Genomic DNA, 24880 nt, shown 5'->3' on the forward strand with positions numbered 1-24880 from the left:
TTTTAAAATTAATAAAGAAACTATTGTAATAATCATATTATATTTTGAAAAGGTTTCTACAAATTTAGAATGTGCAAATAACTTTTTGTATATAAAGTAAAAGATTACAAAAAGGATCGTTGTTACTAAACTAAAAACACTAATTTGAAGATAAAATATAACTATTAAATTTGTTACTGCTATTATCATTAACCAAAAAATTATAAAAAAATTAGATAAAACTTCTACACTTACTAATAGAGCTCCTAGCGTTGCAATAAAAGCAGCAATTTTATTTGAGGAATCATCTTTGTTATTAGAAGAATTTTGTCTATTCATGAATAAAAATCAGCTCCAATTTAATTTCAACGATTATTATGAGGGATGAGAAGAAATAGATGAGTAAACTCGCAAGTATAGAATGATATACTTGCGTATCTTCCTCAATTTCGCCTGATTGTTGAATAATGAAATATAAAAAAATCTTTATAAATGAAACATCAGTTATTGACGTTTAATAATTCTCTTTCAACTAGCCTTCCTTCATAAACAAAACGTTTAAATATGCTACACTCTCCTGTAAAAAAGCTTGATGCTCTTCAATACCTCTTCTTTTACACCAACCGATTGCATTAAAAGCATCAGTAAAGCGATAAAACGGTAAAACTTCTTGTAAATTAATAAGTGGACGAATGGATTCAGGAACGTTCTCAACTGCTAACACATTCAACTTAAATGTATCTATTACTTGTTGCAACATATCCATTAGACCCCCCCCATTTCAGTACCTTTAATAATATAACATATATATTCATTATTTTTGGAAATCTTAATCTATTACATGTCCCTTTTTCGGGAGGACTTCATTTATCTAGAAAGATTTTCTGTCTTTACCAATAATAAACAGTAATGTATAATCTAATTTCCATGAATGTAATAGGGAGGCAGTAAAATTTGAACAGGAAAATTTGGTATGTATTTACTTTTTTTGCTCTTTTAGTATCTGGTTATATCGTTGTCCAATATGTTATTATGGATGGATTTCAAACAGGGCTTGTAAAAGCGAAGCTTATGTTTGGATCTAAATTAAGTGAGTTCTGGTATAGCATGTTATTTATACATATTACAACTAGTATAGTAGCATTAGTAATTGGTCCTTTTACATTATCCACTAAATTTAGAGAAAGGAATATCAACCGTCATCGAATAGCTGGGAGAATCTATATGGTTGGTATATTATTAGGAGGTGTTTCTGGACTATACCTATCCTTTTATGCTACGGGAGGATTAGTAGCGAAGCTAGGTTTTGGTTTGTTATCCGTATTTTGGCTAACATCAGCATATCAAGCATTACATAGAGTTAAGAATAAAAAAATTAAAGAACATCGAAAGTGGATGATTAGAAATTATTCTTTAACCTTTGCGGCAGTTACATTAAGAATTTGGCTACCGTTGTTTATCGTTCTATTTGGAATAGAGCAGTTTGAACTTAGTTACGCGGTTATTGCTTGGTTAGCGTGGGTACCAAATTTAATTATCGCAGAATTATTTATAAGACAAAGACTGAATAAAGGAAAATACGAGGAAAATGAGGATTTACATTTTTGATGTGAATCTGCTGTCATATTGAGGGCAGAATTCCTCAGTAGTTCAATGTTTTTATAGGTGTAAGCATATTGTTATCTAACAACGAATAGCGGATTCTTAACAAGATTAATAATAAAACCCAACATAAAATTTAAGAAAAATTTTATATTTACCCCACTTTTTATTTTAAAAGTTTTTCCTATCCTATAAACAAGTTATAGCAAGGAGGAGATTGAAAATAAAGAAGTGGGGATTTTATATTTTTAATATATTCCCTATATTCGAAGACAGAGTAGAAGATTAAATATATGAACAAAGTATTGGTTCTTAAACTATGTTCTAAAATAATAGATGAAAATGTAAAGTTAGGGGATTCCACATGCATACAGGAGTTTTGATTAGTTATTTGTATACGTATTTTTTCACTATAATTTTTTGTATTGTGTTTCAAATTGGATTTTATTTTAAAGCGAAAAGAAATATATCTATTCGACATTTTCTATGGGTATATGTTTTTCTATTCTACCTTTCGCTAGTGTATAAGGTGACGCAAATCGCGACTGTATGGGATATAAGTAGATATGAAACGTGGATTCGTGTAAATCAAATCAACTTGACTCTATTTGATACGGCAGGTAGTACTACGTATCTTTTGAACATTGTATTGTTTATGCCGTTCGGTTTCTTACTACCGACTATTTGGCCTCAGTTTAGAAAAATGAAAAATACCGTATGTGCAGGATTCTTTTTTTCGCTGGCAATTGAGTTAAATCAATTACTTAATAATAGAATTACAGATATTGATGATTTATTTACGAACACCCTCGGGGCAATTATTGGGTATTTATTATATAAAGCTTTTAAAATGATATGTAAAAGAGAGGAAAAAAAGCCTAATACGAACTCTTCTCTAGTCATAAAATACGAGGCTGTTTTTTGTTTAGTGTGTTCATTTGTAGGGGCGATGTTAATTTATCATCCAGCTTTATTTGGAAGACCTGTCATCCTTCAGTGAGGTGATTATGAATTTCTTTTGAACGCTCATGCGATATTTCAATTTGCAAAAAGCCTTTAACTTGCTATAGCTAAAGGCTTTTATCATCATAATTTTTACTTACCAATTACCCACTCGAGCATCCGCCTTTAACCACTTCACCCAATCCCATTCCTCTATCTTAAGCAAACTGAGTGAAACACCTTTCATATCTAAAGAAGTTAACAGTGTACCGACCTTTACGAATGTAATCTGTAATCCTTCCAGCTCACACAAACGGCGAATGTCGTTTGCGAAAATGTATTGTTCCATTAATGGTGTTGCACCGAGCCCGTTAATGAGGATGGCGAAGTTGTCACCTTTTCTCCAGCGGTAAATGCTTTTTAGTTTGTTCATTAGTTCGATTGCTAATATTTCAGAAGAGGATAGTGCTTCTTTACGGTAACCTTTTTCACCGTGGATACCAACGCCGTAAAAGACTTCATCGTCGTTTAATGTGAATGAAGCTTGTCCTTTCACCGGATCGTTGGCAGGTGAAAGGGCGACTCCCAATGTGTGTAAGTTTTCAGTGATAGAACGGCCAAGTGCTGTTAGTTCTTCTAAAGAGTGACCTTCAAGAGCAGCCGCACCAAGTATCTTTTGAACGAAAACAGTACCAGCAACACCACGTCTTCTTTTATTAAAAGAAGCATCATCTTCAATTGAAACGTCGTCATTTACGATGATGTGTTCAATTTTTCTTCCTTCTTCTTTAGCGATTTGCTTTGCCGCTAAAAAGTTCTGAACATCATCTTTAAAGTTTTTAATGATGAATAAAATGCTTTTCTCCTTCGGTATGAGGCGAGTTGCCGCCACAATTTGTTCCACTGTAGGCGGAGTGAAGATGCTGCCGTTTACTGCAGCCGTAAGCATTCCTTTTCCTACATAACCAATATCAGCAGGTTCATGTCCGCTACCACCGCCGCTTATAATCGCGACGTTTTGCTTCATTTTCTCAATATCTTTTACATAAATGATGTTATTTGTTTCGTCGTAATTTACTTTGTCGTTATGTTCAAAATAAAAGCCATGCATCATATCTTGAACGATATGTTGTACATCATTCATAATCTTTTTCATTGCTTTTGCCACCCTTTAATTACTTTGCTGATTGCTCCAGTAATAGTAGTAATTGATTGTTTATCATATTTTTCATGAGAGAAGACATAATGGAAGGATCTACTTCGCATTTACTTTCAATCCAATCTTTTATCGTTCCAACGAAGCCGTGACTATAAAAGGAGGCAATCGTATTTTTTGTCTCATCAGAAAGGCTGAATCCACAGCTCACAGATAGTTCATCAATAATTTTCATATATAAGTTTTTCGTATGCTCAAATAAATAGTGATTAAACGAGTTTTGTTCAATAACTTTAAAAGCGTTTCGATAAAATTTTTGATTTTCGTAAAAGTAATCAAATAATAAATCAAAAATGTTTTCCCACGTTTCATAGTCGAGAAAGTCGATAATGTTCTCTTTCGTTTCTTCTCTATAGATCCAGCTTAATAGTTCAAATTTATCTTTAAAATGATAGTAAAAAGTTTGTCTACGCATTTGACAGTGTAACATAATATCGCTCACTGATATTTTATGAAATGACTCTGTTTCCATTAAATACTTCAATGAGTTCGCGATTATCTTTTTAGAAATTATAGAAGAGGTCATCTCAATCATCCCTAGAATGTTAGTAATATGAAAATCCTACCCATAAATGAGAGCGGTGTCTTTAGACAGATTGTCCATTTTGTCCGTTTACTATAAAACGCTTTCATTTTAACATGGATAGTAAGAAGAAGATTTCAAATATATCACAATATATTAAAGGAATTGAGGGAGAACTACAATGAAAAAGATTATAAACAAACCAGAAACATTAGTAATGGAAATGTGTAACGGAATGGTTATGGCTCATCCAGAGCTTGAGCTTTTGAAAAAATATAAAGTCATTAAGAAGAAAGAAATGAATGAAAATAAAGTAACATTAATTAGTGGCGGCGGTAGTGGTCATGAGCCGGCACATGCAGGATTAGTCGGAAAAGGAATGTTAGATGCGGCAGTGTGCGGAGATGTGTTTGCTTCGCCTTCACAAATTCAGGTATATCAAGCGATTAAAGAGACAGCTAGTAAAAAAGGTACGTTATTAATTATTAAAAATTACAGCGGCGATATTATGAATTTCAAAAACGGTGCGCATTTAGCGACGGAAGATGGAATTGAAGTCGACTATGTAAAAGTGGACGATGATATTGCGGTAGAAGATAGTCTATACACAGTAGGACGCCGCGGTGTTGCGGGCGTTATTTTAGTCCATAAAATTGCCGGTGCAGCAGCGGAAGCAGGTATGGATTTAGGAGCGGTGAAAGCTGTAGCGGAAAAAGCAGCTGCTAACGTGCGCACAATCGGTTTAGCGTTAACGTCTTGTACAGTTCCAGCGAGCGGATCACCTACTTTCACACTTGCGGAAGATGAAATGGAATACGGCGTAGGTATTCACGGTGAACCAGGAATTAAGCGTGAAAAAATGTTGTCAGCAGATGAATTAGCGAACCGTATGACAAATGATTTAATAAAAGATTTAGGCGTAAAAGAAGGCGAGGAAATTGCACTTCTAGTTAACGGTTTTGGCGGAACACCACTGCAAGAACTTTACTTATTTAACAACGCAGTTACACGAGAACTAGCCGCTAGAAACATTAAAATTAATAGAGTATTTGTTGGCAACTATATGACGAGTATCGATATGGCTGGTATGTCTTTAACAGTAATGAAATTAGATGATGAGCTAAAAACATTACTATCAAAAGAGTGTAATACACCAGCGTTTAAAGTAGATGGACCAGTTGAAAGTGTCGAGTACGTGAATGTACTTGAAGAAACAGAAGAGAAGGAAGTTTCCTTTGAAATAGAAACAGCGGAAGAGCACACTGTGATTAAAAATAATGTCATTACATTAAACAACATGATTTATCTCGTTGATAAAATGAGCGACGTGATTATTAAAAACGAAGTACCGTTCTGTGAGTTAGACACACATGCAGGTGACGGCGACTTTGGGATGAGTGTGGCAAAAGGATTTAAGCAATTAAAACGTGAGTGGCATTCTATCGTAGAACAAGAAAACGTAACGATCGGATCATTCCTTGACGGTTGTTCCATGATTATTATGGAACATTGCGGCGGCGCATCTGGTCCAATTTGGGGCGGTGCATTCCGCGCAGCTAGTAAAGCAGCAGGCGAGAAGCGTGAGTTAACAGTGAAAGAATTCGCTGAAATGTTACAAGCAGCACTGCAAGGCATACAATCGATCGGTGAAAGATCATTCGGCAGAGGAGCGGTAGTTGGTGATAAAACACTTGTTGACGCACTTGCTCCATGTGTAGACTCTTGGTTAGCTAGCGCTTCAAACGAAGAAGATATGAAAACTGCCTTTGAAAAAGGTGCAGAAGCAGCAGTTAAAGGCGCAGAGTATACGAAAGAAATCGTAGCTCGCATGGGCCGCGCCGGTACAGTAGGTGAAAGAAGTTTAGGATATCCAGATGCAGGTGCACATGCACTTGGGGTTATCTTTACGGAGATTGCGGGTAGTTTGAGATAAGAGTTATGTAAGTTTGATAAAATCCCCTTCATGGTAAGTTGTTTACTGTGGAGGGGATTTTTTTAGTTGATATATATAATTTCATTAGATGTTCTCTCCACAAAGATATGTATTTTATAAATACTGAGATAAGAATTTTAAAAGAAGTAATATGAGTCCTTATTTTTTACGGTACTTATTAATCTTTTTCATCATTGGCTTAGTAATACCGGGGGTTATTATAAATATATTAATTACATAATTTGTCCCTATCAAAATGAACGTTTTTTGCATCTAATATATTGTAAATATATTTTATTTCGAAAGGATGTGATGATATGGCTCATAAATCTACTGGAGTGTTTCGAGTTCCCGTTTCTGAAAATGGGATTATTCCAACTGCTCTCAACATTATGTTAAACAATGATTCACGCTGTCATACTAGTAATGTAACGGTAACTGTTAAGAGAAGTCGAAACACTTTTTTCCCAACTCAAAATGAATTAGTTGAAATCTCTCGTACTTTTGTTTCTTTAGAACCAAACAGAACAACTAAGATTGTGTTGTTTACGCCAGAATTCCAAATAGAAGATTTTCTTGATGTCACAATTAGTGGAAATAAAGATGATGTTAAGGATGTGCTTGTATATTCTTTCTTAGCAGATTCAGTAGGGCACAATCTGCCATCTACTGTTTTCAGAAATGCAGAATACACTTTTGCTTGCTGACAACGTGATGATGTATTCTTTACTATCATATCAAGGTAGCATCCTGCAGCTTGAATCAACTTAATTTTATTGTGTTGTTATTGTATAAGAAAAGAAGACATCGATTAAGATGTCTTCTTTTACTTGTACACTTGGTGTTAAGAAGGTATCATATTGCTTAAAAACCATAAAAAAATATAACAATCATCGAGTAAGCCTATTATAGCATCAATAAATAAGTTTAGATATGCAATATTACATATATATAGATTTATTCATGTTTAATCTATATAGTTAAATTGTCTGTTATTTGTTTTAATTCATTTACTTATTTTTGAGTGCTCCAGCAATGGGGCCTTTTTTTTATGAAATAAAACATTTTCTTTGCGTTATTTAGTTGATCTATATTAACTTTACCTCTTTGAAAAATATCCATATTTAGCAAAAGTAGTGTATAGATAACTAGTTTTTTCAAGAATCTATTGGATTGATAGTTTTAATGCTAGTTGTTAATTAGTAAAGAAAAGTTTATAGTATCTTGGGACATAATTATTTTTATTTAGGTGGAACTTTGTATAGAAAATATATATACCTAAATTACCGATTGGAAATGAATTATTACTTATTGGTTCTGGAGTTTTGTAGAAGAAATGAATCAATCTCTTATGATTTATAGAAGAAAGCAATAACAATCTGATAATAAATTATGGGATTATGTTGCTTGTCCATATTCTCATGGTAATTTATCAAAAGAATATAATGTATTTTTTAACTATAATCACATTGTTCATTTATTATTTAAGGGTTTTGAGACAGAGGATGAATTAGAGTTAAGAAAAAATTATTTGAGCTTTAATGGAAATGGAGAATATATTATATGATTTTAGGGATTTCATATTTTGATATTTTTTGTATTGTAGTGATTGTCTCGTTTTTCTTGATTTTTTGGAGATTGAATGTATGGTATAACAAAAAACATAATGTTCCTAAGGTTTTTCAATGGTTTCCTAGAAAATGGGGTAAAAGAAAAGTTTCAGAGCATTTATCACAATTGAATGAAAAGCTAGCGGCTGAAGGTAAAGGTATTTGGGTTACAATCTATGCTATAGATTTATACATTGTAACTATTCCTTGTACAGTGAAAAAATATAAATCTTAATAAGTATATAAAAGGTCTTTTCTTTTTATAAATTTTAGAAGTGATTTGTTGAGTCCATGTGTTTATGCGGAGAAAGTCACTTGAGTTTGATGAGATAGAGGGAGATTGTAGTGAAGTGAACCGTGTAATAAAAAAGAGCTTAGCAAAGGGTAAAAAACCAACGGGGTTATTTAAAATGATAATCAAAGATCTGGATTTTTTGTGATGAATACTTATTCATGCTTGATTAATATAACGTCCTATCATCGGTAGCAAGAAAAAGGCGCATTCCTACTTTCAAAAGGAATTCGCCTTTTTCTTTTTCTATAACCCTATTCGTCTCTTTATACATTCCCATCATGGCGGTATCCCATTTATAGGTTATGAGAAAGGGTATTTTTTGCACTATTATCTATTCTTGGATATTATTAATAATATCTATATGAACTTATTTTTTTATTAAAAAGGTTTGGCGGTGTGTAAAATGATGAAAGGGATTAAAAATATTGAAACGAAAGAACCGATAAATATGTTTCTATTTATTCCCTGTAGTACTCTTTTGTTTGATAGTATTTATCAACATTTTATTCTTAGAAAGGATTTTACACTACAGAAGCTTTTATTTGAACTCGTATTTTTATTTATTTTCATTTCATTTTTTTTATGTAATAAGTGTTTAAAAAAAATGAATAAACAAATGTTTACAAAATATATTTTTCTTGGTGTTAGTATTATTTATCTTTTGGCATATGATCTTATGTTTATACGTAATCCAGGTTCTTCTTTACATATTCCTTATTTAGAGTGCTTCTTAGTAATTTCTGCACCTTTATTTTTAAGTATTCATTATCTTCTAACGGTATCTATTTGTATGATATGTAGATTTTTAATTGCTATTTATTATTTTGAAATTAATTATCCAATATCATTAATATTATTGTTTCTAACAATTTTTGTTACGTCATTTTTTGTATTTCTTTCATTAAAATTTTTAGTACAAAAAATTAAAGCATCCTATGAAAAACAAATGAAAGAAACAGCTTTATCGATAATGAGGATAATGGAATTAAAGGATCAATATACGAAAGGACATAGTGAACGTGTAGCCAATTATGCTACTATTCTTGCTAAAGAAACAAATGAATATGATGATAATTCTTTAAAACAATTTCATTTTATTTGTTTATTACATGATATAGGGAAAATAGGTATTCCGGATGAAGTTTTAAAGAAAGCATCTTCTCTTACAGAAGAAGAATATACTATTATTAAGACACACCCGCAATTAGGATTAGAAGTTTTTAAAAATATATCTTTAATAAAAGGTAGCGAAGATATAATTCTTTCTCATCATGAAAGATGGGATGGAAAGGGCTATCCTCAAAAACTAAAAGGAAATCAAATACCATTATGCGCAAGAATTGTTGCAATAGCAGATGCATTCGATGCAATGACTTCTTCGAGAGCATATCGTTCGGCTCTATCTCCTGAAGAAGCTTATAGACGTATTATAGAAGGATCTGGTACACAATTTGATCCTTCTATAGTAGAAGTTTTCAAAAAGGTATTTCCTTTATGGGAAAAAATGGTCCCCAATTCTTTTCGTTAAAAGCTCATGTCTGAAATCGATTCATATTTGAGGTATGATGAATGCGAAAAATAATAAATCCGGATCCAATCATGATGAAAGTTTGGCATCAGACATGGAATAAGGCATATAAAGAAAAGGTACCTATATATAGGTACCTTTTCTAATAGTTTTCTAGCAGAAACAACTGCATCCAATAATGATTAATAGAATAAATAATACAACTAATAAAGCAAATCCTCCAGCGAAACCGCAGCCTTCGCCGCAACTACCACCATATCCCATAACAATAGTGCCTCCTTTAGATAAGAGGGGAAAACTAGGATTCATTCCATGGATTTTAATGGGTTCACTTTACCTTATGTTTTAAAGAATGAATTGAGCAGGTCCTTTTGAAAATAAAGAAAAGACGCCATTAGGCGCCTTCCTTTTAGGTAGATAAGACTTTAGTTTTCCAATCTAAAGAAATTTTGTATCAGTTCTTTGTGAGTATATCATAATATCTAATTGATTTATTATGCATTGTTACATACTTCTCTAAATCCCTCTATTTTTCATTTGATAAAATAAAATCCCAATATTACCAAAAATTAAATAAATATTTCTACATATTCAAGATATTTACATAAATTACAAAGATGATACATTTAAGTTGTAAGCTATAAAAACTATTAAAGGGGGATTTATTATGTTCAAGAAATTAGTAGTGGGAGTATTAGCAACTGGTATTGCATTAACAGGAGGAATTGGGGCAGCTTCGGCTGATACGCAAAAAGCTGTGAGTTCTCCGAAGCAAGCAGCATGCTCAATTCCTTATGAATATTCTAATGGTAAATTCAAAAGAACTCTTTATTACTCAAATGGAGTATATGCTAATAGTTTTAATGAAAATGTTTGTGGCGGGACGATTACGTGGTATTTAAAACATGTTCAAAATGGAGTTGCTTTTTACGAAGGTAATTTAAAATAGTAGTTTTTTGAACCTCATGTATTGAGGTTCTTTTATTTTTAGTTTTTAAACTGATTCTCCATAAAAAAAGACACCCAAAGATGCTTTCCTCCGACTCGAACCATCTTAATTTTAATAATATAGTTTTTACGAAATTATGAGTGTTTTTTAATTTTGTATTCCAATAAGTTCATCTGAATCATTTTTAGATCATATTCTTTTTCTATTAGCTCAAATATAAATAATGCTATTTTCATGTTAGTAACAACATCTTCTTGAGTTTACTTTATTCTTTGAATGTATCCGGTTTTTCAACTCTAAATGATTTCACTTCACCACACTCTAAACAAAATGTTGTTAATAGTTTCGAACTTTTCCCACCTGAAAAGAATCTATTAGGTGCATCCTCATAAACATATGCATGATAAGCACTTCCAACTCGCCCCTCTTTAAAATTAGTAGAACCACAATTATCACATCTTTTATTTTTCATATTACTAACACCTCTTTTGATTCGTATTTATTTTGATGTATTTTTATAATAGAAGTAAAGCAACTTGGTTATAAATGATGTTTTCGACATAAGACACTATAGCCCTTTATATATTCACAAGTAAAACAACATAATATCACTATGAATTCCTATAACAATATGAGTTTTTGCATATTTCGAAACTTATTATATCCTTCAAAAAATTTTAATAGTATAATATGTTTTGTCATATTATTTTAGATTTTTCGACAAAAAATATTATAAATAGAGAACGTATTGGGAGAAGGAATTATGTACACAAAACTATTAAAATCAATTACATCATTATCACTTATAGGTGGTGCTTTACTATATACAAATGGCAGTGATGTGAGAGCTGCTGAGGCGGGGATTTTTTCTGATGTGCCTACATCGCATTGGTCGTATCCAGCGATTAAAGATTTATCGAGTAAAAATATTATTTCCGGTTATGGAAATGGGAAGTTTGGTTTCGGTGATGTTGCGACGAGAGAGCAAGTTGCAGCTTTAATTTATCGTGCGCTGTTACCGAATAAGCAAGGTGGTGCGTTCAGTAATGAAGGTGCTCGTTATGTATTGAAAGATGGATCTACTTTAAACAATCCGTATCGAGATATTCGCGCAGGATCCACATTGTTTCCAGAAGAGGTTTTAACGTTAACGAAGTTAGGGATTTTTAACGGGGATGGAAACGGAGGGTTTAGACCGAAAGATTCTGTTAGCCGTGCAGAAATGGCGCAAATTATTAAAAATGCTTTTCAAGTTTCAGCTAAGAAAAAGCATACATTTAATGATGTTCCGAATGGTTTTTGGGCAGAAGGTGCAATTAGTGCGGTGCAGTCAAACGGAATTGCATCTGGTACAGGCGACGGGAAATTTGAACCTGCTAAAACGGTAACGCGTGAACAGTACGCACAGTTTTTATATAATGCTTTGCAATATAAAAAGCCTGCGGTTGCGGTGCAAGATACAGGAGATGCGGCATTATTAGCAGCATTTAAAGATGAAGTGCAAAAGCGTATTAATGCGTATGAAACGAATATTACACTTCCATATAAAACGAAAAATGATAATCAGGAAGAAGTAATGAATACACTGTTTAACGCATATCAAGAAGTCGCAAGTAAAAATGAGTATACAAATTATAATAGATCGAATGTTTCATATAAAATTTCTGGATCACCTGGAAATTATACGTTTACGCTGAAGATTACATACCGTGAAACGAAAGAACAAACGGAATATGTAATGAAGCAAGCAAAGGCAATTGTTTCTTCTATTACGCAAGTTGGAATGGATGATCACGAAAAAGTGAAAGCGATTCATGATTATGTCGTAAAACATATTTCTTACGATACGTCTTATAAAGCTTACACAGCATATGAAGCACTTGTAAATCGTTCTGCAGTTTGCCAAGGCTACGCACTATTAACCTATCAATTATTAAAAGAAGCGGGAATTGAGAATCATTTTGTAGTAGGAACTGGAGACGGTCAGCCTCATGCATGGAACTTGGTGAAAATCGAAAACAAATGGTATCACCTTGATACAACATTCGATGATCCGGTGCCAGATGAGCAAGGACGCGTAACATATTCATACTTCAACTTATCAGATGAGCAAATCGCAAGAAATCACGTGTGGAACAGAAGTGATTATCCGCAAGCTACAACAAATTATTATAGTACATTAACAAATAAAATTGCGGCAGGTGGTACGAAAACCCCTGCATATCAGCAAATATTAAAAGATACAAAGTTAAATTATTTAGGAAATGAATATATCGCAAATAACTATAATGAATTCAAAAATAAAATGCAGCAGCGTTATAGCACAAAGTCAGCAAAGATTGAAATCCTTTATAAGCAATCAATGGATGGCGCATTGCAAGATGTGAAAAAAGTAATTGGAGAAATCGGTTATCCGCAAGGAGCGAACCGTGTTTCTTATAGAGCCGAGCCGTATAATGCGAAAGAAGGATATTCTTTAGTGACGATTACGTTTACATATTGAGAATGAGAGAAAGCATCTGTTTCAGATGCTTTTTTAAATTGTTGAAAAACAGATTTAACAAATTATATAATTTATTGTAAACTGCATGCAAACAATGATTGAGAAGATTTGTTATAAAACATATACTTAAATGATTATAAGGACACATAATATGGAGGACTAATATGACAAAGAATAAAAATGAGTTATCAGTAGAACAACAAGAAGAATTATTAACAGTATTAAAGGCTCGTTTTGAGAAGAATACGAACCGCCATGAAGATCTTGAATGGGCTAAAGTTGAAGCGAAGTTGGCTGCTAATCCTGAAAAATTGTGGTCACTTAATGAAATGGAAGTAACTGGTGGTGAGCCAGATGTTATTGCTTATGATAAAGAGAAGGACGAGTATACTTTCTGTGATTGTTCAAAGGAGAGTCCTAAAGGCCGCAGAAGTCTTTGTTATGATCGTGAAGCGCTAGAATCAAGAAAAAAACATCAACCAGAAAATACGGTTATTGATGTAGCAAATGCTATGGGTATTGAACTATTAACTGAAGAGCAATATCGAGAGTTGCAACAACTTGGGAATTTTGATATAAAATCATCAAGTTGGGTACAAACACCTTCAGATATTAGAGAGCTTGGTGGCGCACTCTTCTGTGATTATCGCTTCGGACATGTTTTTGTATACCATAATGGAGCAGATTCTTACTATGCTGCCAGAGGTTTTCGTGGTTCTTTAAGAGTTTAAGTTTTATGTGAATAAGAAAAGTGGTTACATTCAAAGGCTAAGAATAAGCAAGGATAATAAGAAAAACGCTATCTTTTAAAAAGGTAGCGTTTTTCTTATGGCTTATAAAGTTATTTTTGCATTTGACATATACAGTCTAACTGTATAAAATCAAACTATACAGTTTAACTATATAGTTTAGCTATATATTTATCGTTACATTGGAGGTCTTTATGAATAGAGATAAAAATTTACCATTAACGGAAACAACGTATTACGTACTTTTAGCTTTATTAGAGCCAGCACATGGATATTTAATTATGCAAAAGGTGGAGGAACTGAGTAATCATCAAGTGAAAATTGCAGCGGGTACATTGTATGGGGCGGTTGAAAATTTATTAAAACAAGGGTTAATAGAATCGGTAAAAAGTGAAGATAAACGAAGAAAAGTGTATGTCATTACGGAACGTGGGAAAGAAGTATTGCATTTAGACTTTATGAGAATGCAGCACATTATTGAGGTTACAAAAAGTTTATTACACGTATAGTTAGGGGGAAACGATGATGTGGAGATTGAAATTCTTTTTAGACTTTGAGAAAGAGGAAAAATGGTTAGAAGAGATGGCTTGGAAAGGCTATCAACTAGAAAGCACTACATTTGGTTATACATTTAGATATACAGAACCCGAAGATGCGACGATTAAAATAGACCATAGGGTATTTAGTAGAAAAAGTGATTTTATTAATTACTGCACACTATTTGAAGATAGTGGCTGGGAGCATATAGCTGGTAATCGGTGGTCAGGTACGCACTATTTTAAAAAGGTAAATGAGGAAAGTGAAGATGACATTTTTTCAGATCAAATGTCACGAGCAGGGAAGTATAAACGTCTATCTAAAACATTTTTAGAATTAGCGATCTGTTATTTGCCGATATTATTTTTATTTATGTATAGTAGTAATACGATGAATTTAGGAGCATTTGTAAATCCGAAAGAACTATACTTGACTCCAGGATTATGGGATAAGCAAGGCGTATCGTTTCTATGGTCATTCTTATTTGAAACGCCATTTGCATTAATGAGAGGACTTTTTTTAACATTTATCCCCATTTCTACATGTATGTTTTTCGTTTGCTCGTATAAAGCAAATCGGTTGTATGAAGAGAGAAGATGATAGGAGGGATCCCCTTAAAGCTGATGTTTTGAGGGGGTTTTTTGCATTTGTAAATGGTATCTTTTTAAAATGGATAAAGGAAAAGAATGCGCATTGGAAGTAACTTATTATGATTTTAATGTAGTTGTGGAATCATTATCTTCTGGAATAATCTTCTTTAAATCTTCCATAATTAACCTACATGTAGCATCTTTATATGTTAATATAAAAGGGTATGTACGGTATTCTTTTCAACATATTATTTTAAGAATAAGGGGATTCAATTATGAATTTTAAACAATTAATTTTAGCAGGGACAGTTATTGCATCAACAACACTAACTCCTCTAACAAATGTGCAAGCAGAAAATACAATAGGATTTAAAGATGTTCCTGAAAATCACTGGTCTTATAAAGCAATTATGGATTTAAAAGAGAAAAATATTGTAGCTGGTTATGGAAACGGAATGTTTGGTTTTGGTGATAACATTACACGAGGACAAGTAGCTAGACTAATATATGCTTACTTGAAGCCAGTAGATGAACTTACTACACAAAATCCTTTCACAGATATAGAAGGGCATATGTTTGAAAAAGAAATTTTAGCTCTTAATAAAGCTGGTATTATGAACGGATTTGGTAATGGGAAGTTTGGTCCAGATAATGTTTTAACACGTGAACAATTAGCTGTTGTATTAACAAAGGCTTTTAACTTCCAAGCAACATCTACTACCACTTTCAAAGATGTTGATAAAAATTACTGGGCAACAAGTGCTATCAGCGCATTACAAGAAAATAAAATCACGACGGGCACGGGTGATAATAAATTTGAACCGCAAAGTCTCGTGACTCGTGAGCAGTATGCACTATTCTTATACAATGCAATTAATAAATCAGAAAAAGAGCCTGACTTAAAGCCTACTGTTATACCGCAAGATTTAGCAGATGATGATATTTATTATTATGAAGGTTGGATGGAGAGCTCATCTGTACTGAAAAGATCTGTATCGAAGGAAGCACAAAATCTTGTTACTCAAATCAACACAAAATATAATGCCGAATTAAAGTATGCAGCAATAGGTGGTCCAGGTTCAGAGGTCGTTTTATTTTCTCCGGTATTAGAGGGGATTCCAGAATTTTTTGGGAATTTCACTGTCAGGGGTGATGATGAAAATAACTTTAGCGTTAATTTTGTAATTGATAGAGGCGAAGGTAATAAGGTGTTAGTAGAGTTAGGGGAAAAGTGGATCACTATGATAAATCCAAACTTAGATTTGAGTAAAGAGATTGATAATATAGTGGCTTCTAATACACGCACAGGTAATTTTGAAATAAATAAAAACAATCTTAAAATAGAGATAAGCTTAGAGAAGCAAAATTCTAGTAGCGATCTAATGAGTGTTAAAATCCAAAAGTAAAAAAGAGGAGTGAAGTTTCACTCCTCTTTTAATTATGCTATTTCTACTTTTATCCCGCTATTCCACCTATGATGCTAACAGGAATTATAAACCCGTAGATCAAATGAATCCTGAAGGAATCAAAAGTGTCATCACTGCAATTGTGCATGGACTACAAAAAAAATCGAATACAGATGACCAGCATAAATAAATTATTGTATTTCTCAATAAACAAAAACAACTTAACATGGTAAAATAATAGTTGGATGGGAGTCCAATACATATTATTAAAATTAAGATGGTTCAAGTCGGAGGAAGGCACCTTAGGGTGTCTTTTCTTTTTTACATTTAAACGCATTTTAGATACAAAATAACCGATTTCTTATACGGTAAGAAACCGGTTATTTATTTCTCTACTTTTTTAGAGGGATTTTTCTTATAAGGGTCTTAAATCATAAATAAAAGATAGAGTAAAAAATTATATAAGAAATAAATGTAACGAAAACAAGAAAATATATAAACTGAGAATTAGATACATATTGTTCTATTCTTTTTTTCATGTTAATTCGTATTATTTTTCAAATGTGAAGTATCAATTGGAATTTGAGCTTTCCAAGATCCATTTACTTTTCCAATTCTAGTTATATTTACGTCTAAAGTAAGAGGCTGTTTAAAAACGTCTTTTTCTACATTAGTTATAACAAATGTAGAAACACCTTCGGGTTTATCATTATCACGGATGCCTATTTTATCTAATTTTTTACCTGCTGCCACAAGTTCAAAAGGAAGACGATCATCTGCATCATGGATAAATGATAACCTCCCATCATTTTTAATCTCAGGGTTTTCCTCTTGTTGCCCATTAATTTTACCATCACTTTCGAGATCTAATCCGGATGTATCAAATTCAAATGGTACTAAACTTCCGTCAGCTTTTTCCATTCTATAATGAACGGATATACGTAAATCTGCGATAAATAATTCTTTGAGATGCACAGTAATACCTTGATCTGTAATTTTTTCATCAATAGGAATATATTTACCATTCTTCATCATATCTTGTATGACGCCATTTTCATCTGCTATTCCTTCATTTACAACTTTATCATTTGTAATTGCATCAGAAAAATATGAAGCAACATTTGTAGCCGCCACTTGTACTTGTGGAATCATTGCTGTTGTGAAAAGTGCTGCTGCAGCTATTCCTATATAAATGAAACGTTTTGATTTTTTACTCATGTTTGTAAAGAGTCCCTTCTTCTGTTGTTTTTTGTGATTTATATTAGCAACATTCTCTAACTTGGAACGACTTTCAAATGTTTTCCATGCTTGTTCTATATCAATTTTGATTTCTCGTGGTGAATTTGCAGATTCTTCATCTAGCATTACGTTTTCCCATTGATTTAATTTACTGATTTCCACTAATAAATCTTGGCATGCTTCACATGTATCTAGGTGCTTTGTGAATTCCTTTCTTATATCATGAGAAAGTTCGCCATCAATATATGTTTGAATAAATCCAATATCATAACATTTCATTTGTTATGCCTCCTCCATTTGTTTATAAATCTTGCGAAATTTCATTTTGGCTCGGACCAATAATGTTCCAATAGAAGATATTTCAATTTGAAGTATTTCTGCAATTTCTTTATATTGAAAACCAGAGAATTTCATTAGTAAAAGGGTTCGTTCTCGATCATTCATTTTATTTAGTATCGTTTGGACCTTTGTAATTTCTTCTTTTCTTATCCAATCATCGTCTAATGATGAAACATTTTGTACGTCATGGTATTGGATTTCTTTATCAATTTTCGCTTGCTGCCTTTTTTCAGATCGGAAATGGTTATAGGCTACATAAGTAGAAGATTTAATCAACCATCCAGGTATGTTTTCAATTCCTTTCCAATCGCTACGATATAATTGTAAAAATACTTCTTGTGCTAACTCTTCAGCGATAGATTGATCTTTAACAATCCATATAATCTGTTTCACAGCATAAGCATAGTACTGCTTAAATAAATCTTCAAAGGTCATATTAGAAGTATGACTTTCTTCATTTTCTATCGTTAACATGTTAGTTTAAACCTCACTTTCAATTTGATACCTGTATTATAGAGAAACCAGAAAAACGGATTTTGTGACAGTTTTACTAGTTATTTTTTATTATGTACTAAAAAAAGCATTCATCTGATTAAAAGATAAATGCAAAAAGGAAATGAAAACATAAAAACTATAACTCTTGCAGTAGTTGTCTATTCATGTATAAGAAGACAGTTAGTTTGTTGCCAAATTGTATCTAAACGTACAATTTTCTTTTTTCATATGGTGCCCCCATCGCTTTCAACCTAAGAAATTGATTGTCCCACAAAACGAAAAAAATGGTTCTATCACATTAGATTTCACATTTAATGCTTCTTGACAATACTACTATTTACTTTAATATTAATTGCACTTTCTTATTGTAATCTTACATTCTTGTAAGGTAAATGTAAGACAATTCAATATGAAGACTATAACACTTTAGATTAAATTGTAGATATCCAATAAACGAACAGGGGATAGCAATAATGAGTATATTAACAGTCCATAACTTAAGTAAAATTTATAATACAGGAGAAGTATCTTATAAAGCTCTTTCCAATATTGATTTGACAATAAAAAAAGGAGAATTTGTAGGGATTATGGGAGCATCAGGGAGTGGAAAATCAACTTTACTGAATATGATTTCTACTATTGATGCACCAACATCTGGGGAAGTATTTATTAACGAAAAAAATCCCTATTGTTTATCTTCTAATGATTTAGCTCTATTTAGACGTCGTGAACTAGGATTTGTCTTTCAATCTTTTAACCTCATGAATACTCTAACTGTAAAAGAGAATATTGTTTTACCACTTACATTAGATAATGTAAGTTTGAATGATATGAACGAAAAAGTAGAAGTTATTTCTAAACAACTGGGGATTGAACAGATTTTAAATAAAAGAACCTATGAAATTTCAGGAGGTCAAGCCCAACGAACTGCCATTGCTCGTGCACTCATTCATTCTCCTCAATTAATTTTAGCAGATGAGCCAACAGGAAATTTAGATTCAAAAGCGGCAAATGATGTGATGGAACTTTTAAAGAAATTAAATCAAGAAGGGCAAGTAACTATGATGCTAGTGACACATGACCCTGTAGCAGCGAGTTACTGTGACCGAGTAGTTTTCATTAAAGATGGATCTTTTTATAATGAAATTTATTGCGGTGACAATCGTTCAATGTTTCACAAAAACATTATGGATGTAATATCTTTATTAGGAGGCAATCAACATGAATTTGCGTCAGTTCGCGCTTAATAACGTCATTCGTAATAAGCGATTATATTTAGGTCATTTTTTAAGTAGTACATTTGCCGTGATGATTCTATTCATTTATGAATTACTTGCATTTCATCCTAATTTCACTGGTAATCTTGTATCGACAAGTGCGGTCATAAGTGCCTTAAGTACACAAGGATTTAAAATTACTCAATATCTAATTATATTTTTCTCCTTCTTTTTCATTCTATATTCTATTACTATGTTTTTAAAAACAAGGAAAAAGGAATTTGGTATCTTAATACTCCATGGCATGTCTGACACACAATTAAAAAAGTTAATCTTCATGGAAAATATGTTAATTGGATGTTCTGCAATTATTGTTGGGATTGGAACTGGATTAGTCTTTGGAAAATTAATCTTACTGATATGTAGTTCACTTTTCCTATTAAAAGGTGGGCTTCCATTTTATTTTCCTACTAAGGCAATTTTAATGACATCGATTATGTTTTTTATTTTATTTATACTTGTCTCTTTTTTCACTTTACGAGTAATGAAAGTATCCCAGCTAATTGAACTCATGAAATCTGAAGAAAAACCAAAGACGGAACCAAAGTCATCTAAATGGCTAGCTTTCTTTTCAATTCTTTGTATTATCATTGGATATGCCTCAGCATTTTATTTAGATACAGCATTGGAAAAAGGAACCGATTATATATATGTTATGTTAATATGTGTTTTCTTATGTGTATTAGGAACATACTTTTTATTTACTCAGCTCAGCTTTTATGTCATTACAATATTGAAAAATCGTCAATACACTTTCTTTAAAAAAACAAATATGTTAACGATTTCGGAGTTAGCATATCGAATGACAGATAACGCAAGAACACTATTTCTAGTAAGTATACTTTCGGCAGTCGCCTTTACCTCTATTGGTGCTTGTCTTGCTATTGGAAATGGAGCATTAGCGGAAGTTGACAGCCCTTATGCGTTTGAGTATACATCATTGAAACGAAACAAGCAGGAGTCCTCTCATATTTCTCAAATCGAGAAACAATTACATGATGCTGGATTCTCATATAAGTTAGTAACTTCTACTGGTTTTAATACAGGAGGAGGTGCAACAATTATGAGCCTGACTGATTACAACGCAACTGCCAAAACACTAGGGTACCCAGTAGAAACATTAAAAAGGGAAACGGATAGTCTAATTCTACCATCAAAAAAATATTTAAGAACAGCTTCTCAAGAGGAATTAAAGAAAGTGTCTTCATCTCTTGAAATAGAACAGGATAATATGCATTTTAATCTTTCGAGGAATAAGATATTAAGGGATAATATTATTAGCCCATCTTATCATTTTTCTGTTGTTGTTTCAGATTCAATGTACGAAACAATACTAAATACAAAGCAATTAGCAGAAGGAAAGGCTGATCAACATAAAGTCTATCGTTTTTTAATTAAAAATATGCATGAAACAGCAGATGTTGCTAAACAACTTGAGAAGGTAATTTTATATGATTATCAAAGTGGACAACCACCTTTTATGTTTGATTGCTCGGTCTTACAATGGTTAGAACGTAAACAAATGAATGCAATGCTATCTATTCTTAGCGTACTAGTGGGGGTTGTATTTTTTATATTTGCAATTAGCTTCTTGTATTTCCGTTTATTCACAGATTTAGATCGAGATAAAAGTCAATTTCAAACGCTTTCTAAATTAGGGTTAACTAAAAGAGAGTTGAAAAAAATTGTAACCCAACAAATTAGCATATTATTTTTTGTGCCTATTGTGATTTCTGTACTTCACAGTAGCGTAGCCTTTTTGGCAATAAGGGCTTTAGCGCAGAGTAGGGTGGGCGTAGACTTACCTGTTGCAGGGAATTCTATTCTCATATTCACAAGCTTTATTAGTGTACAAATAATTTACTACCTTATTATTAGAAGAAATTATTTGCGTCAAATACTTCATTTTATAAAATAAAGCAAAAAGTATTATATTAATTAGATGGACAAAGGAATAGTATTTAAATTTATAAAACAATAATTTGATTTAATAGATTTTAGAGTATTGTTAAACGTGATAAAGAAATTCTTATATAAAAATAAGTACATCTGTTTTTTAACGAGATGTGCTTATTTTGATTTTAATAATTTATTCCTATTATTGATTCATACTTACCTGAAGTTCGTAACAGCTAGGGCAGAGACTTAGACGTAGTTTAGTTTTGCTTTGAACGATATAACCACACTGTTTACAAGTCCGTTGCTCCAAACCTACTTTTCTACCATTTGGTAGTGCAAGTTTTTGCTTATCAGATAGTTGTTTTTTTCTGATTTTGAGCGTTTATATAGCTGTATATACCTATTATTTACTCATTAGCTACAGGGCTTCTGAAGGATTTAAACCTTCTTTACTGAGTTTTAGTTTTACTTGCAAGTTCTAATGGAACCTCATTCTAATTTTTATAACTTATCATTTATCTTCACCCCATTGATTAAATCAGTTTTTGAAATAAATATGTGAATCTTTTTAGATTTGTTATTAATCTTGTATAAACTCTAATCTAATTCTAATTTATGGTAAAATTAAATGGCGGATAGGAAGAAAAAGGATAAATGGTAAGAGATTATTTGCATACCGGGGGAATAAAAATGTTAAACAATAATGTATTAGATACACTATTTAATGAGGTAGCATATGAAGATGAATTGTATTTTTATTATTTTTACACTATGAAAATGGCAGCAACATCAGAATATCTTAAATTTGGACCTGGTGCATTTTTAGAAAATCAACATCAAGTGATTTGTTTTACTAATAAGAGGATAATGATGCTTGAGTTGAATCCTTTAACTGGTAAGTTTAATGGTAATAAAATAATAATTAATATTGAAGATGTAGAGGGCATAAAAGTAAAAAGAGGGCTAATAAAGTCTAAAGTTATTGTTACATTAAAAGGTAACAAGGGAGATATCGTTATGAATCCCAATAGTTTTACAATTGGATTATCAAATCATAAAAAAAACTTAGTGAAACTCCAAAAGATGTATAGCTAAAAAACAGTCTCTATAAAGTTAAAAATTCATTTTGATTATGATCTTGATAAAAGACTAATTAGAATGGATTTTTTGTTTCTTTTATATGGGATAAGTAATGATATTCAAACTTTAAACTCGAATAGTTTATCGGAAGTTATTTAGTTGCAGTAAAAATGTTCAATTTAACAAATAATTTAATGTTAAAGAAAATACATGGTAAGTATTTATATTCCTTTAAGAGGAATTATATTATTTTCTATTACAAGTGGATTAATTGATATGTTTTTTAGAGTTAGCGATCCAGAACTACTAGACTTCGAAAGTGAAGGATTTAAAAAAATAAATAATAGATTTCAATAAAACCAGCGATTAAAGTAGCATATTTATCTAGTATGTCTATTTTATTTAAATCATTAGCTATTCCCCACCATGAATATATTGATAAACTCCATCCATATATTTGTAGAAAGGAGGAATTCAAATGAAGAGAGATGATAATAAGATTAGTCATTTTATATCGGAAAAAGGGAAGGAAGATTTTCAAATTGCTTACGATGAATCAATGGCACTCCTTCCAAAACCTAACGAAACGAAAGATATAAAAACGAAATATGGCACAATTCGTGCTTATTACTTTACTAAAGAGGAAAACAAACATAAGGAACCAATACTCTTACTCCCTGGACGCGGTGCATCTACTCCAATGTGGGTCCCGAATTTAGAAGGGCTAAGGGAGAAAAGGCCTGTTTATACGATAGATTTACTCGGTGAGCCTGGAATGAGTGTGCAAACGAAGGTGATTGAGAACCAAAAACAACAAGCAGAATGGTTAAATGAAGTAATTGAAGGATTAGGTTTAGAAAAAGTGCATATCGTCGGTGTCTCCATTGGAGGGTGGACAACAATGAACTTGGCTAGATATAAGCCTGAGCATATTGCTACGGTTAGTTTATTGGATCCAGTTTTTGTCTTTGCGCAAATATCCATAAAGATGATTCTAGCATCTATTCCAGCTTCCGTTCCTATTGTACCTAAGTTTATACGAGAAAAGATGTTAAGCTACGTTTCTGGGGGAGCAGAAATAAATGACGATGAGCCGATCGCTAAGTTAATTGAGTCGGGTATGCGTAATTATAAATTGAAAACGCCAGCACCTAATCTATTTAGTAAAGAAGACTTGAAAAATATTAATGTTCCAGTGCTTGCCTTAATGGCTGAAAAAAGTACAATGCACAATTCGGCAAAAGCAGTTGAAACTGGGGAAAAATATGTGAAAGATATCGATATAGTGAATTGGAAAAATGCATCTCACGCAATCAATGGTGAGTTCTCTAACGAGGTTAATGCTAGAATCCTTAATTTTGTAGAAAAACATGCTAATGATAACTAAGTTGAAAGTGAAAAATAAGTTGTAATGACAATTTTACTTCTTCTATTTTTATGAATATGTACAATTACATAAAATTTCAGAGGAAAAGAGAGTATACTTTCTTATTGTGTAATAAAGATAAAGCCCGCCTACGGAAATAGGCGAGCTTTTTTTACATATAAAGAAAAGACAACTTTAGGGTGCCTTTCTTCGAGTTGAAACATTTTACTAGGTTAAGTATTGTGATGAGTATCTCTTTTCATTTAAAGGAACTAGAGTAGTGCATCACTTTATTTTTAAGCATCATTCTCAACAAATATGAATATTTTCATTATCTTTTTCACTACAAAGGGTAGTAATTTAGAAGCTAAAAATGCAAGAACGAAAGCAATTCCCCATGTTTTCATCCATGATTTGAGAAATAAAGCTGTATACCCAACATTCATTGAAACCATGACGAAAGAGATAATACTAGATATACCTAAAATCATAAAGATATTAAAAATTATTGGTTCAAATTTTTTATTGATTTTCAAAATTAACACCTATTTTCTATATATGCTTTGCTGTATTTAATTTTAACAACATCTAATCTTACAGTTTGAAATCTAGGTTGTCCAGCTTGTTGTACTTTTTTGCAATAGGATCTCATGATCTTGCCATTAAGCTAAAATTTTAAGATCATACTTAAATGAACATTTTATGTTTTTATAGCATTAAAGTTTATTTTGGGACGAATGTAATACTACATCATTAAAGTATTAGTTACACTTGAATCTCTGCACATTGCGTGTTTTTTTATGAAGAAAAGACACTCATATAA

24 protein-coding genes and 3 pseudogenes are annotated in these 24880 nt (G+C 32.1%); 17 read left to right on the forward strand and 10 right to left on the reverse strand.

Annotation, left to right across the window (positions count from 1 at the left end; translation table 11 throughout):
• Nucleotides 1-318 (reverse strand): hypothetical protein (locus DN390_RS30995; protein ID WP_147808641.1); only part of this gene is annotated, 318 nt, incomplete at its 3' end.
• A 193-nt stretch (nucleotides 319-511) separates the two neighbouring features.
• Nucleotides 512-679: pseudogene (locus tag DN390_RS31375) on the reverse strand (aminoglycoside phosphotransferase family protein); the annotation flags it as partial.
• 254 nt (nucleotides 680-933) lie between these two features.
• Between DN390_RS31375 and DN390_RS23635 the strand changes: the two are divergent.
• Nucleotides 934-1587 carry a DUF2306 domain-containing protein gene (locus tag DN390_RS23635; protein ID WP_097949955.1) on the forward strand — a complete coding sequence of 218 codons (654 nt, stop codon included), beginning with the start codon at nucleotides 934-936 and terminating at the stop codon, nucleotides 1585-1587.
• Nucleotides 1588-1945: 358 nt separating this feature from the next.
• Nucleotides 1946-2581 (forward strand): VanZ family protein, encoded by a 636-nt coding sequence (locus DN390_RS23640; RefSeq protein ID WP_147808642.1) that lies wholly within the window; start codon nucleotides 1946-1948, stop codon nucleotides 2579-2581.
• A 99-nt stretch (nucleotides 2582-2680) separates the two neighbouring features.
• Here DN390_RS23640 and dhaQ read toward each other — a convergent pair whose 3' ends face one another.
• Both dhaQ and dhaS read right to left on the reverse strand, forming a co-directional pair.
• Nucleotides 2681-3679 (reverse strand): DhaKLM operon coactivator DhaQ, encoded by a 999-nt coding sequence (gene dhaQ / locus DN390_RS23645; RefSeq protein WP_147808643.1) that lies wholly within the window; start codon nucleotides 3677-3679, stop codon nucleotides 2681-2683.
• Between the two features lie 19 nt (nucleotides 3680-3698).
• A complete protein-coding gene (dhaS, locus tag DN390_RS23650; RefSeq protein ID WP_000204220.1) occupies nucleotides 3699-4265 on the reverse strand; it encodes a dihydroxyacetone kinase transcriptional activator DhaS in 567 nt (188 codons plus the stop codon).
• A 178-nt stretch (nucleotides 4266-4443) separates the two neighbouring features.
• On the opposite strand from dhaS, the gene dhaK reads away from it, so the two are divergent.
• The 5 genes and pseudogenes from dhaK (at nucleotide 4444) to DN390_RS23680 (ending at nucleotide 9628) form a co-directional block, all read left to right on the forward strand.
• Nucleotides 4444-6195 carry a dihydroxyacetone kinase subunit DhaK gene (dhaK, locus tag DN390_RS23660; protein WP_147808644.1) on the forward strand — a complete coding sequence of 584 codons (1752 nt, stop codon included), beginning with the start codon at nucleotides 4444-4446 and terminating at the stop codon, nucleotides 6193-6195.
• Between the two features lie 317 nt (nucleotides 6196-6512).
• On the forward strand, nucleotides 6513-6902 hold the full coding sequence (locus DN390_RS23665; RefSeq protein WP_097949951.1) for a hypothetical protein: 390 nt from the start codon (nucleotides 6513-6515) through the stop codon (nucleotides 6900-6902).
• Nucleotides 6903-7463: 561 nt separating this feature from the next.
• Nucleotides 7464-7762 (forward strand): annotated as a pseudogene (locus DN390_RS30795) (DUF4176 domain-containing protein).
• Entirely contained in the window at nucleotides 7759-8040 is a 282-nt protein-coding gene (locus tag DN390_RS23675; RefSeq protein ID WP_048551443.1) for a hypothetical protein, read from the forward strand. The pseudogene DN390_RS30795 and the gene DN390_RS23675 overlap by 4 nt, the downstream one beginning before the upstream one ends.
• Nucleotides 8041-8503: 463 nt before the next feature.
• Nucleotides 8504-9628 carry an HD-GYP domain-containing protein gene (locus tag DN390_RS23680; RefSeq protein ID WP_147808645.1) on the forward strand — a complete coding sequence of 375 codons (1125 nt, stop codon included), beginning with the start codon at nucleotides 8504-8506 and terminating at the stop codon, nucleotides 9626-9628.
• Nucleotides 9629-9781: 153 nt separating this feature from the next.
• Here the strand turns inward: DN390_RS23680 and DN390_RS23685 are convergent, their stop codons facing one another.
• Entirely contained in the window at nucleotides 9782-9892 is a 111-nt protein-coding gene (locus tag DN390_RS23685; protein ID WP_000540371.1) for a YjcZ family sporulation protein, read from the reverse strand.
• Between the two features lie 403 nt (nucleotides 9893-10295).
• On the opposite strand from DN390_RS23685, the gene DN390_RS23690 reads away from it, so the two are divergent.
• Nucleotides 10296-10577, forward strand: coding sequence for an LCI fold-containing protein (locus DN390_RS23690; protein WP_147808646.1), 282 nt, complete (start codon nucleotides 10296-10298; stop codon nucleotides 10575-10577).
• A gap of 265 nt (nucleotides 10578-10842) precedes the next feature.
• On the opposite strand, the gene DN390_RS23700 is transcribed toward DN390_RS23690, so the two are convergent.
• The gene (locus tag DN390_RS23700) at nucleotides 10843-11049 is read right to left on the reverse strand and encodes a hypothetical protein (RefSeq protein WP_147808647.1); all 207 of its coding nucleotides are present in this window, start codon (nucleotides 11047-11049) and stop codon (nucleotides 10843-10845) included.
• Nucleotides 11050-11340: 291 nt separating this feature from the next.
• On the opposite strand from DN390_RS23700, the gene DN390_RS23705 reads away from it, so the two are divergent.
• The 5 genes from DN390_RS23705 to DN390_RS23725 all read left to right on the forward strand — a co-directional run bounded on the left by DN390_RS23705 (nucleotide 11341) and on the right by DN390_RS23725 (nucleotide 16362).
• On the forward strand, nucleotides 11341-13080 hold the full coding sequence (locus DN390_RS23705) for an S-layer homology domain-containing protein (protein WP_147808648.1): 1740 nt from the start codon (nucleotides 11341-11343) through the stop codon (nucleotides 13078-13080).
• A 164-nt stretch (nucleotides 13081-13244) separates the two neighbouring features.
• Complete coding sequence (locus tag DN390_RS23710; protein ID WP_097949947.1) at nucleotides 13245-13811, forward strand: DUF4256 domain-containing protein; 567 nt, start codon at nucleotides 13245-13247, stop codon at nucleotides 13809-13811.
• A gap of 212 nt (nucleotides 13812-14023) precedes the next feature.
• Nucleotides 14024-14338 carry a PadR family transcriptional regulator gene (locus DN390_RS23715; RefSeq protein ID WP_001078066.1) on the forward strand — a complete coding sequence of 105 codons (315 nt, stop codon included), beginning with the start codon at nucleotides 14024-14026 and terminating at the stop codon, nucleotides 14336-14338.
• Nucleotides 14339-14351: 13 nt separating this feature from the next.
• Entirely contained in the window at nucleotides 14352-14966 is a 615-nt protein-coding gene (locus tag DN390_RS23720) for a DUF2812 domain-containing protein (protein WP_147808649.1), read from the forward strand.
• Between the two features lie 265 nt (nucleotides 14967-15231).
• Entirely contained in the window at nucleotides 15232-16362 is a 1131-nt protein-coding gene (locus DN390_RS23725) for an S-layer homology domain-containing protein (RefSeq protein WP_147808650.1), read from the forward strand.
• Between the two features lie 540 nt (nucleotides 16363-16902).
• On the opposite strand, the gene DN390_RS23735 is transcribed toward DN390_RS23725, so the two are convergent.
• Nucleotides 16903-17880, reverse strand: coding sequence for a DUF4179 domain-containing protein (locus DN390_RS23735; protein WP_147808652.1), 978 nt, complete (start codon nucleotides 17878-17880; stop codon nucleotides 16903-16905).
• Nucleotides 17881-17883: 3 nt separating this feature from the next.
• Nucleotides 17884-18414, reverse strand: coding sequence for an RNA polymerase sigma factor SigX (locus DN390_RS23740; protein WP_147808653.1), 531 nt, complete (start codon nucleotides 18412-18414; stop codon nucleotides 17884-17886).
• A gap of 494 nt (nucleotides 18415-18908) precedes the next feature.
• Here DN390_RS23740 and DN390_RS23745 point away from each other — a divergent pair, with 494 nt between their 5' ends.
• Together DN390_RS23745 and DN390_RS23750 are read left to right on the forward strand one after the other, a co-directional pair.
• Entirely contained in the window at nucleotides 18909-19682 is a 774-nt protein-coding gene (locus tag DN390_RS23745; protein WP_147808654.1) for an ABC transporter ATP-binding protein, read from the forward strand.
• Nucleotides 19657-21630 carry an FtsX-like permease family protein gene (locus DN390_RS23750; RefSeq protein ID WP_147808655.1) on the forward strand — a complete coding sequence of 658 codons (1974 nt, stop codon included), beginning with the start codon at nucleotides 19657-19659 and terminating at the stop codon, nucleotides 21628-21630. The genes DN390_RS23745 and DN390_RS23750 overlap by 26 nt, the downstream gene beginning before the upstream one ends.
• 183 nt (nucleotides 21631-21813) lie before the next feature.
• Here the strand turns inward: DN390_RS23750 and DN390_RS31380 are convergent.
• Nucleotides 21814-22126 (reverse strand): annotated as a pseudogene (locus DN390_RS31380) (3'-5' exonuclease); the annotation flags it as partial.
• 175 nt (nucleotides 22127-22301) lie between these two features.
• Between DN390_RS31380 and DN390_RS23760 the strand changes: the two are divergent.
• Together DN390_RS23760 and DN390_RS23765 are read left to right on the forward strand one after the other, a co-directional pair.
• Complete coding sequence (locus DN390_RS23760) at nucleotides 22302-22706, forward strand: PH domain-containing protein (protein WP_147808656.1); 405 nt, start codon at nucleotides 22302-22304, stop codon at nucleotides 22704-22706.
• Between the two features lie 463 nt (nucleotides 22707-23169).
• Nucleotides 23170-24078 (forward strand): alpha/beta fold hydrolase, encoded by a 909-nt coding sequence (locus DN390_RS23765; protein WP_147808657.1) that lies wholly within the window; start codon nucleotides 23170-23172, stop codon nucleotides 24076-24078.
• A gap of 275 nt (nucleotides 24079-24353) precedes the next feature.
• Here the strand turns inward: DN390_RS23765 and DN390_RS23770 are convergent, their stop codons facing one another.
• The gene (locus tag DN390_RS23770) at nucleotides 24354-24593 is read right to left on the reverse strand and encodes a DUF2798 domain-containing protein (RefSeq protein ID WP_147808658.1); all 240 of its coding nucleotides are present in this window, start codon (nucleotides 24591-24593) and stop codon (nucleotides 24354-24356) included.
• Between the last annotated feature and the right edge of the window lie 287 nt (nucleotides 24594-24880).

Source organism: Bacillus sp. SH7-1, assembly GCF_008042405.1.
Lineage (GTDB): Bacteria > Bacillota > Bacilli > Bacillales > Bacillaceae_G > Bacillus_A > Bacillus_A thuringiensis_N.

Excerpts from the sequence above, each read along its gene's own strand:
- DN390_RS23675 (WP_048551443.1), top strand. The coding sequence starts at position 7,759 with ATGATTTTAGGGATTTCATATTTTGATATTTTTTGTATTGTAGTGATT.
- DN390_RS23640 (WP_147808642.1), top strand. The coding sequence starts at position 1,946 with ATGCATACAGGAGTTTTGATTAGTTATTTGTATACGTATTTTTTCACT.
- DN390_RS23680 (WP_147808645.1), top strand. The coding sequence starts at position 8,504 with ATGATGAAAGGGATTAAAAATATTGAAACGAAAGAACCGATAAATATG.
- DN390_RS23750 (WP_147808655.1), top strand. The coding sequence starts at position 19,657 with ATGAATTTGCGTCAGTTCGCGCTTAATAACGTCATTCGTAATAAGCGA.
- DN390_RS23745 (WP_147808654.1), top strand. The coding sequence starts at position 18,909 with ATGAGTATATTAACAGTCCATAACTTAAGTAAAATTTATAATACAGGA.
- DN390_RS23700 (WP_147808647.1), bottom strand. The coding sequence starts at position 11,049 with ATGAAAAATAAAAGATGTGATAATTGTGGTTCTACTAATTTTAAAGAG.
- DN390_RS23725 (WP_147808650.1), top strand. The coding sequence starts at position 15,232 with ATGAATTTTAAACAATTAATTTTAGCAGGGACAGTTATTGCATCAACA.
- DN390_RS23690 (WP_147808646.1), top strand. The coding sequence starts at position 10,296 with ATGTTCAAGAAATTAGTAGTGGGAGTATTAGCAACTGGTATTGCATTA.
- DN390_RS23765 (WP_147808657.1), top strand. The coding sequence starts at position 23,170 with ATGAAGAGAGATGATAATAAGATTAGTCATTTTATATCGGAAAAAGGG.
- DN390_RS23735 (WP_147808652.1), bottom strand. The coding sequence starts at position 17,880 with ATGAAATGTTATGATATTGGATTTATTCAAACATATATTGATGGCGAA.
- DN390_RS23710 (WP_097949947.1), top strand. The coding sequence starts at position 13,245 with ATGACAAAGAATAAAAATGAGTTATCAGTAGAACAACAAGAAGAATTA.
- DN390_RS23740 (WP_147808653.1), bottom strand. The coding sequence starts at position 18,414 with ATGTTAACGATAGAAAATGAAGAAAGTCATACTTCTAATATGACCTTT.
- dhaK (WP_147808644.1), top strand. The coding sequence starts at position 4,444 with ATGAAAAAGATTATAAACAAACCAGAAACATTAGTAATGGAAATGTGT.
- dhaQ (WP_147808643.1), bottom strand. The coding sequence starts at position 3,679 with ATGAAAAAGATTATGAATGATGTACAACATATCGTTCAAGATATGATG.
- DN390_RS23715 (WP_001078066.1), top strand. The coding sequence starts at position 14,024 with ATGAATAGAGATAAAAATTTACCATTAACGGAAACAACGTATTACGTA.
- dhaS (WP_000204220.1), bottom strand. The coding sequence starts at position 4,265 with ATGACCTCTTCTATAATTTCTAAAAAGATAATCGCGAACTCATTGAAG.
- DN390_RS23760 (WP_147808656.1), top strand. The coding sequence starts at position 22,302 with ATGTTAAACAATAATGTATTAGATACACTATTTAATGAGGTAGCATAT.
- DN390_RS23685 (WP_000540371.1), bottom strand. The coding sequence starts at position 9,892 with ATGGGATATGGTGGTAGTTGCGGCGAAGGCTGCGGTTTCGCTGGAGGA.
- DN390_RS23705 (WP_147808648.1), top strand. The coding sequence starts at position 11,341 with ATGTACACAAAACTATTAAAATCAATTACATCATTATCACTTATAGGT.
- DN390_RS23720 (WP_147808649.1), top strand. The coding sequence starts at position 14,352 with ATGATGTGGAGATTGAAATTCTTTTTAGACTTTGAGAAAGAGGAAAAA.
- DN390_RS23665 (WP_097949951.1), top strand. The coding sequence starts at position 6,513 with ATGGCTCATAAATCTACTGGAGTGTTTCGAGTTCCCGTTTCTGAAAAT.